The organism is Nitrospirota bacterium, assembly GCA_037386965.1.
GTDB lineage: Bacteria > Nitrospirota > Thermodesulfovibrionia > Thermodesulfovibrionales > JdFR-86 > JARRLN01.
In genome coordinates this window covers 42618-50633 of the sequence record JARRLN010000008.1, presented here as the reverse complement: position 1 = coordinate 50633, position 8016 = coordinate 42618, and the positions used below count along the sequence as shown (strand labels likewise).

Here is an 8016-nt window from a genome sequence, read left to right as displayed (position 1 = left end):
CCGCGGGCAAGCTCATCTGCCCCGGAAAGGGCGATGACCTTCCGGCCAAGCACGCGAGCATAGACTACGAGATAACCGTCCGGTACAACTAAGGAACGCGCAAGGGGGACGCAAGTCCCCCTTGTGTAGCCCCCTGGTAGAGAAGCGCCTCTTACCCTCTCCATAGTTTTTAAGGTGTCATAAACTTTCCCTCCTCCAACTTTCCTATTACAAATAGCCTTATTACATATAGTCTCTTTAAATACTATTTGTAAGAAATTTATAGTACCCCATGCCGCAGGCCAAGCCCGATGACCGCTGCCTCGCCCTGGGCCAGAACATCAAAAAGCTCAGGGAGAAAAAGCATCTCTCGCAGGAAAAGCTCTCGGAGAAGGCGGACATCCATGTCTCCTATATAGGGCAGATAGAGCGGGGCCTGCGCTACCCGTCACTCAAGACCCTTTTCCGCATCGCGGACGCACTGGACGTAAGAATCAATGACATATTCAAGGGAATATATGATGTCAGGCGGAACGGGAAAGAAGACGCATAAAACCCCTCAAGAAGCGAAACCCTTTCTCAAGTGGGCGGGTGGCAAGAGATGGCTTATCCCGTATATCAGAAAAGATGGACCTTTGCTTTGATCCCTCTAAGGCGGCGGGCTACAAGAGTGGTTCCCAGATAGCACGTGTCCTAACCGAAAGCTGGGCGCGAACGAACCTCTACTGCGTTTCGTGCCGGGCCGACCGATTGGTACCAGCCCGCGAGAACACCAGGGTCGTTGACTTCGTCTGCGACAGGTGCAAGGAGCAGTACCAGTTAAAGAGCCAGAGCAGGCCCCTGGGCAGCAAAGTCGCGGACGCCGCCTATGCGCCCATGGCCGAGGCGATCGCACACGACAGGTCGCCGAACTTCTTGTTCATGCATTACAGCAGGGATGCAAAATGCGTGGAGAACCTTCTTCTGGTTCCAAGGCATTTCGTCACCCTCTCATGCATCGAGATGCGAAACCCCCTTTCACCCAAGGCACGGCGCGCGGGTTGGCAGGGATGCAATATCCTTTTGGGCGCTCTGCCCGGGGACGCCCGGATTCCGCTGATCCATGGCGGGCACGCGATGTCTCCCCGTGACGTGCGGAAGGACTACGCGCGGTTCAGGTTTCTTTCGGAGCAAAAGGCCAATGAAAGGGGCTGGCTGGCGGATGTCCTGAAATGCGTGCGCGACCTGGGCAAGGAAGATTTCACATTGCGGGAGGTCTATGAGTACGAAGCTTCCCTAAAGAGGCTTCATCCAGCCAACAAAAACGTCCGCCCCAAGATCCGCCAGCAGCTCCAGGTCCTCCGGGACAGGGGAATGCTAACCTTCCTCTCCCCCGGCCATTACCGGCTGAGGGTCTGAAACCCTATATCTTCCCCTTGGTGGAGGGCACGCCCTTCACCCGGGGGTCCACCTCCACGGCCTCGCGCACGGCGCGCCCCAGGGCCTTGAAGACCGCCTCCACCATGTGGTGGGTGTTCCGCCCGTAGGGCACAGAGACGTGGAGCGTCATGCCCGCAGCAGTGGAGAGCGCCTGGAGAAAGTCCTGCACCAGGTCCACGTCGAAGCCCTTGATGCGGGAGCGCTTGGGATAGCTGACCTGGTAGACCAGAAAGGGCCTCCCGCTCAGGTCCAGGCTCACCTCGGCCAGGGCCTCGTCCATGGGCACCCGGGCGCTTCCGTACCGCCGCACCCCCTTCATGTCCCCCAGGGCGCGTTTGAGGGCGGCCCCCAGCACCAGGCCCACGTCCTCCACGGTGTGGTGGTCGTCCACGTGCACGTCGCCCTTGGCTTTCACCGTGAGGTCCAGAAGGCCGTGCTTGCTCATAAGCTCAAGCATGTGGTCGAGGAAGGCAATGCCGGTGGCCACGGCGTACTTTCCCCGCCCGTCCAGCTCAAGCGTAAGGGAGATGTCCGTCTCCCTGGTCTTTCTTGTCTCGGTCACTTTTCTCATCGAAGCGTCTCCTTGAGGGCGTCCAGAAAGGCCCCGTTTTCCTCCGGCGCCCCCACCGTCACCCGCAGGCACCCGGGCAGGGCGCCCTCCATGTTCCTGACGAGCACCCCCCTTTTCAAAAGCCCCTTGTGCACCCGCCCGGCCCCCGGCACGCGGAAGAGGATGAAGTTCGCCTCCGAGGGATAGGCCGTCACGCCGGGCACCCTCCGGAGCTCCCGCATGAGGCGGCCCCTCTCCCTGACGATGCTCCGAACGGCCGCGCGCCTGGCGCGCTTCTCCCCCAGGGCCTCCACCGCCAGGGCCTGGGACGGGGCGCTCAGGTTGAAAGGCAGCCGCACCTTGTTGACCTGCTCCAGGGCCTCCGCCGAGCCCACCAGAAACCCCACCCTCAGGGCCGCCAGGCCCACCTTGCTCAACGTGCGCAGGATGAGGAGGTTGGGGTAGTCGCGAAGAAGCGGCAGGAAACCACGCTCGCTCGAGAAGGGCTGGTAGGCCTCGTCCACCACCACCATGCCCGGGGCCCGCTCGATGAGGCTGAGCACCCGCCCGGCGGAAAAACAGTTGCCGGTGGGGTTGTTGGGCGTGGAGAGAAAGGAAAGCCGGGGCTTCCTCTCACGCACGGCCCTGCGCATGGCCGTCTCGTCCAGGTCGAAGTCCTCGGAAAGGGGCACCTCCACGGTCTCCTCCCCCAGGGCCCGGGCGATGGCCCCGTACATGACGAAGGTGGGCGTGGGATAGAGGACGGGCCCGCCGAAGGTGGTAACGAGATAATAGATAAGCTCGTCCGAGCCGTTTCCCACCAGGACATTCTCCCTCCGGACGCCGAACTCCCGGGCCGCCCGCTTCCTCAGCTCCCTGGCCTCGGGGTCGGGGTAGCGGTTGGTTGCCGGCAGGGGAGAGCGGAGGGCGAACCCGTACGGGCTCTCGTTGGCGTCGAGCTTCACCCTGGCCGGCACCTCCCTGGCCTCGTATGCCTTGAGGCGCCGCACCGCAGGCCTAACCAGGCGAGTAATGTCCATGTTTCTTTTCATAAACACGCATTATACCATGCGCACCGCCACCAGCGGCCCGCCAGTGCCCACCAGTGCCCACCAGTGGGCTCTCTCTTAGGGCTGCCGGGGGATTTTGAGGCTGGCTGCCTTTCTTTCCTCCAGGCGGAGACGCAGAAGCAGCCAGGGCAGCACCCAGCCGGCCCCGGCCAGGAGGGCGTCGGTCAGGTCGGGATAGCGCCCCGGCACCCAGCGCTGAAGCCATTCCACGAAGAAGGCGAAAAGCAGGGCGGCCCCGCCGCCTGCCAGCAGATAGACCGAAGAGCGGGCCCTGTACAGGGTGAGCACCAGGTAGCCCACCGCCATGAAGGGCCACATGGCGTCTATGACGTCCTTCAGGGCGAAGATGCTGCCGAACTGCCCGCGGAAGGGGACCCAGTTGAACCCTCCCGCCAGTGCCCGCGGGCCCGGTGCAAGGGCCTCAAGGACGAAGCCCGCCGTAAGCGCCGTCACGCCCGCCCAGAGAAGCACCTCGCGGGGGGCCTCCCGCGCCATCCAGAAAAGGCCCAGGGCCACCCCGGCCCCGAGGACCGCCTCCAGGGTGAGCATCCTCTGCACCGCCGGCACCTTCAGGGCAAGCACCAGGAGCACGGCCGCCGAGAGAAGCCAGAGGGCCCTTTCCCTGGACCATTGCAAGGTGAGCGCCACCGCCCCCACGCCCAGGACCGAAAACCCCTCGGTGAGGGCCGTCGTCCCGTCCAGCCTGCCGGGGTCCCGCAGGGCCTCCAGGAGAGGCCGTACGCCCTGGGCCAGGTTGGCCGCCCTGAAGGAAGGCACCAGAGGGAAAAGCCCCGAGACCGCCCAGAGGACGAGCACCAGGAGGCCCACGCCCCGGAGGGGACCGTCATCATCGCGGGCGCCGAGGAAAGCGGCCAGACTGTCCCCCGAAGCCGACCGCGTGGCCAGCAGAACGCCCACAAGCGCCCCGGCCAGAGTGCCCGCGCTGTTTAACATGACGTCCAGGAGCGAGGTCACCCGGCCCGGAAGGAAAAGCTGAAGAAGCTCCAGGCTCCCGCTCAGGGCCGCCCCCATGAGGACCGCCCCCGCCGCCGACGCCCAGAGCCCCAGCCGCCCCCTCAGGGCGCGGGCGGCCAGGAAACCCAAGGGCACATAGAGCAGAAAATTCGTGACCACGTCGCTTCTGGAGATATACCGGGGCCAGCCCCCCTCCACGCTCTGGACGGCCCCGCCTCCGGGCCAGCTCCATCCCGAAAACGGGAAGAGCGACCCGTAAAGGATGAAAAGGGCCATGGCCACGACAGGAAGAAACCCACCCAGAGAAACCCGCCTCATTATCCTCATAGTATAAAGCATGGCGAGGGGCGGCCGGTACGGAGATATCAACGAGACAAGTGACGGGAAAGCGCAAGAGAAGGAGGGGAAGGGAAGGAGCCTAGAGCAATTTAATAAATTATGTAGCCGAAGGCCTCCTTGTCGTTGCCGTTTGACCTGAGGCGGCTTGGCAGTGACTCCTTTGGGGGAACTGCCTATGGAAGGCACCTCTCCCTTAAATCGGCCACAGGTTAAGTTGGATTGCTCTAGGGAGGAAAGAGGAGGGTCGAGGGGCGCTTCTTCTTCAATCACGCAGTGAAGCGGAAAGGGAGAAAAGGGGAGAGAAAAAGGCATCTGGATGCCTGGCTGGCCGCGGAAGTGGGGTCGAAAGGCAGTTCTCCTTCAATCACGCAGAACGGAAAAGAGGGGGAAGAAAAGGGCATCTGGATGCCTAGGGGATGACTTTGTTGAGCTGGTACTCCACGATGCCGGTGGCCCCGGCCGCCTTGAGCCGGGGGATGAGGTCGCGGACGACCTTCTCGTCGATGATGACGTCCAGGTCGTACCAGCCCGGCGTGGAGAGGGTGGAGACCGTGGGGGAGTGCAGCGAGGGCAGAAGGCTGGTGACCTTCTTCAGGTCTTTCTCGCGGACGTTCATTTTGAGTCCCACCTTCTCCTCGGCCGCCAGGGCGCCCCGGAGCAGAAGGACGATGTTTTCCATCTTCCGTCTTTTCCAGGGGTCCTTCCACGCCTTGCGGTTGGCGATGAAGCGGGTGGTGGACTCAAACAGGGTCTCGATGACGCGCAGGTTGTTCGCCCTCAGGGAGTTGCCCGTCTCGGTGAGCTCCACGATGGCGTCGGCCAGGTGCGGGGGCTTGACCTCGGTGGCGCCCCAGGAGAAGTCCACCTCGGCGTTTACGCCCTGTTTCTTCAAGTAGCGCCTGGTGTAGCCCACCAGCTCGGTGGCGATGCGCTTGCCCTCCAGGTCCTGGACCTTCCGCACCCTGGAGTCATGGGGGACGGCCAGCACCCAGCGGACCGGGCGGAGGCCCTCCTTTGCGTAGTTCAGCTCGGTGACCTCGTGCACCTTGGCCCCCTGCTCCAGGATCCAGTCCTTGCCGGTGAGGCCGCAGTCGATGATGCCCTTCTCCACGTAGCCGGCCATCTCCTGGGCCCGGATGAGCATGCCCTGTATCTGCGGGTCGTCGAAAGCCGGGTAGTAGGAGCGGCTGGAGACGTTGATGTGGTAGCCCGCCTTGCGGAAGAGCTTGAGCGTGCTCTCCTGCAGAGAGCCCTTGGGGAGTCCGAGCTTCAGAATGTCGGCCATCGTTTAAATTAGCAGAAGCCTGCGGGTGTTTTCAATAACGGCGGACGTTCAGCACCCCGTCCATCTGCACCACCTGCCGGAGGATGTGCAGGAGCTGCCGCTTGTCCCTGACCTCCAGGACGAAGACCAGGCGGGCCCTCCGGTCCTGGCTGCTGGTGGTGGCCTCCAGGTGGGAGATGTTGACCTTCTGCGCGCTCATCACGGCGGAGAGCTCCGCGATGATGCCGGGCTTGTCCACCGTGTTGGCCACGACACGGGCGTAGGAGGTGACGTCGGGGTTGGGCTTCCAGTCCACCTCGATGAGGCGGGCCTCGTCCACGGCCAGCCGCTCCAGGTTGGGGCAGTCGCTGCGGTGCACGGCCACCCCCTTGCCCCGGGTGATGAAGCCCAGCAGGTCGTCCCCGGGCACCGGGAAGCAGCACTTGGCCGTGTGGTAAAGGACGTCGTCCACCCCCTTGATGGTGATGCCCTTTATCTCCTTCTTCTGCCGGGTGATGCGGGGGCCCTCCTGCACGGCCTGGTCGGGCTGGAGGCGGTTTACCACCTGGTGGGCCGAGACCTTTCCGTAGCCCAGAGAGGCCAGAAGGTCGTCCACCGAGCGGAGCGAGAAGCTCCGGGCCACCTCCTCCAGAGCCTTGTTGTCCTTCATGAGGGCGCCGGGCAGGTTGTGCTTCTTGAGCTCGTCCTCCAGGAGCCGGGTGCCCAGCTCGATGCTCTGGGCGCGCTCCTCGGTCTTGAACCACTGCTTGATGCGGTTCTTGGCCCGGGTGGTGACCACGAATTTCAGCCAGTCGCGGCTGGGCTTGTGGGTCTGGGAGGTGATGACGTCCACGGTGTTTCCGCTTGCCAGCTGGTGCCTCAGGGGGACCATCCGGCCGTTTACCCGGGCCCCCACGCACTTGTGGCCCACCTCGGTGTGGATGGCATAGGCGAAGTCCACGGGCGTGGAGCCCAGGGGAAGCTCCTTGATGTCCCCCTTGGGGGTAAAGACGTAGATGACGTCCGGGACGACCTCGCTCTTGACCGCCTCCAGGAAGGCCCGGGCGTCGTCGGAGCCCTCCTCCTTCTGCACCTGCACCAGCTCCCTCAGCCAGGCCACGTAATCCTCGTCCTTCCGCTCGCTCGTGGACCTCTCCTTGTACTTCCAGTGGGCGGCGATGCCCTCCTCGGCCACCCGGTGCATCTCCTCGGTGCGTATCTGGATCTCCACGCGCTCGCCCCCGGGGGCGATGGCCGTGGTGTGCAGGGACCGGTACATGTTGGACTTGGGCACGCCTATGTAGTCCTTGAACTTCCCCGGGATGGGCTTCCACAGGCCGTGCACCAGGCCCAGGACGGCATAGCAGTTGGCCTTGGTGTCGGTGATGATGCGGAGCCCCAGCACGTCGTGCACCTGCTCGAAGGGGATGCCCTGCCGCTGCATCTTCTGGTAGATGCCGTAATAGTGCTTCACCCTTCCCTGCACCGCACCGGGGATGCCCTCCTCGGCGAGGTGCTTCTCGATGGCGGCGGCCAGGGCCTTGATGTAGCCCTCGTGCTCCTCGCGCATCTTGCGCACCTTGCGCACAAGCTCGTTATGGAGGTTCGGCAGAAGGAACCTGAAGCTCAGGTCCTCGAACTCCGTGCGGAGCTGCCCCATCCCCAGGCGGTTGGCCAGGGGGGCGTAAATCTCCAGGGTCTCGGTGGCGATGCGGTGGCGCTTGTTCTCCGGCAGGTGCCTGAGGGTGCGCATGTTGTGCAGGCGGTCGGCAAACTTGATGAGGATGACCCGCACGTCCTCGCTCATGGACAGGAGCATCTTCCTGAAGCTCTCGGCCTGGGCCACCTCCTTGGACTTGTACTCCATCCGGGAGAGCTTGGTCAGGGCGTCCACGAGGAAGGCCAGGTCGTAGCCGAAGCGCTTGCGGATGTCCTCCGTGTGGATGTAGGTGTCCTCGATGGTGTCGTGCAGGACACCCGCGGCGATGGTCGCCACGTCCATGCGCATGTCGGCCAGGATGGAGGCCACCTCCAGGGGATGTTTCATGTAGGGGGAGCCGTCCTGCCTGTTCTGAAGGCCGTGGGCCTCGCTGGCGAACCAGTAGGCGCGCTTGATGAACTCGGTGTCCGCCGCGGAGTTGTAGGAGCGCACCTTCCGGCACAGGTCCTCCACGCTCCTGACCTCCTGGACAGCCGGCTTACCGTTGAGCTTTTTCCCCATCTTTTCCCTCACTTCTATTATAAAGCGGGGAAAGGAGGATTTTCGAGACCCCGGGGAGCCTTTGAAGAAACGGGGTCGATTAAACCGAGGGGGTCGAGAAACCCGGAAGAGAACCTTGGGAAAGGACAAGCGGCGGCTCCACGCCCGGGAGGCCTTCGTCACCGCGGGCCGGGCGTCCGGGCCGGAAGAAAAAGAAAGG

Annotated in this window: 7 protein-coding genes; 2 read left to right on the top strand and 5 right to left on the bottom strand. The window is 63.6% G+C overall.

The genetic code is table 11. The annotated features are described in order from the left end of the window. Nucleotides 1–271: 271 nt before the first annotated feature. Complete coding sequence (locus P8Y39_02405; GenBank protein ID MEJ2191190.1) at nt 272–532, top strand: helix-turn-helix transcriptional regulator; 261 nt, start codon at nt 272–274, stop codon at nt 530–532. Between the two features lie 74 nt (nt 533–606). Beyond that, nucleotides 607–1377, top strand: coding sequence for a DpnI domain-containing protein (locus P8Y39_02400; protein ID MEJ2191189.1), 771 nt, complete (start codon nt 607–609; stop codon nt 1375–1377). A gap of 4 nt (nt 1378–1381) precedes the next feature. Here P8Y39_02400 and hisB read toward each other — a convergent pair whose 3' ends face one another. From hisB to P8Y39_02375, 5 genes are all read right to left on the bottom strand, one after another. After that, on the bottom strand, nt 1382–1969 hold the full coding sequence (hisB, locus tag P8Y39_02395; protein MEJ2191188.1) for an imidazoleglycerol-phosphate dehydratase HisB: 588 nt from the start codon (nt 1967–1969) through the stop codon (nt 1382–1384). Continuing rightward, on the bottom strand, nt 1966–3000 hold the full coding sequence (hisC, locus tag P8Y39_02390) for a histidinol-phosphate transaminase (protein MEJ2191187.1): 1035 nt from the start codon (nt 2998–3000) through the stop codon (nt 1966–1968). Before hisC ends, hisB begins: the two co-directional genes overlap by 4 nt. 75 nt (nt 3001–3075) lie before the next feature. Continuing rightward, nucleotides 3076–4311 (bottom strand): VanZ family protein, encoded by a 1236-nt coding sequence (locus P8Y39_02385; GenBank protein ID MEJ2191186.1) that lies wholly within the window; start codon nt 4309–4311, stop codon nt 3076–3078. A gap of 430 nt (nt 4312–4741) precedes the next feature. Beyond that, nucleotides 4742–5617: an ATP phosphoribosyltransferase gene (hisG, locus tag P8Y39_02380; GenBank protein MEJ2191185.1), complete on the bottom strand. Its 876-nt coding sequence runs from the start codon at nt 5615–5617 to the stop codon at nt 4742–4744. A 31-nt stretch (nt 5618–5648) separates the two neighbouring features. Continuing rightward, nucleotides 5649–7817: a bifunctional (p)ppGpp synthetase/guanosine-3',5'-bis(diphosphate) 3'-pyrophosphohydrolase gene (locus P8Y39_02375; protein MEJ2191184.1), complete on the bottom strand. Its 2169-nt coding sequence runs from the start codon at nt 7815–7817 to the stop codon at nt 5649–5651. Nucleotides 7818–8016: the final 199 nt, after the last annotated feature.

Bases quoted from the DNA above. Each gene is read 5' to 3' on its own strand.
- P8Y39_02375 (MEJ2191184.1), bottom strand. From the start codon at position 7,817: ATGGGGAAAAAGCTCAACGGTAAGCCGGCTGTCCAGGAGGTCAGGAGC.
- P8Y39_02385 (MEJ2191186.1), bottom strand. From the start codon at position 4,311: ATGAGGCGGGTTTCTCTGGGTGGGTTTCTTCCTGTCGTGGCCATGGCC.
- hisG (MEJ2191185.1), bottom strand. From the start codon at position 5,617: ATGGCCGACATTCTGAAGCTCGGACTCCCCAAGGGCTCTCTGCAGGAG.
- hisC (MEJ2191187.1), bottom strand. From the start codon at position 3,000: ATGAAAAGAAACATGGACATTACTCGCCTGGTTAGGCCTGCGGTGCGG.
- P8Y39_02400 (MEJ2191189.1), top strand. From the start codon at position 607: ATGGACCTTTGCTTTGATCCCTCTAAGGCGGCGGGCTACAAGAGTGGT.
- hisB (MEJ2191188.1), bottom strand. From the start codon at position 1,969: ATGAGAAAAGTGACCGAGACAAGAAAGACCAGGGAGACGGACATCTCC.
- P8Y39_02405 (MEJ2191190.1), top strand. From the start codon at position 272: ATGCCGCAGGCCAAGCCCGATGACCGCTGCCTCGCCCTGGGCCAGAAC.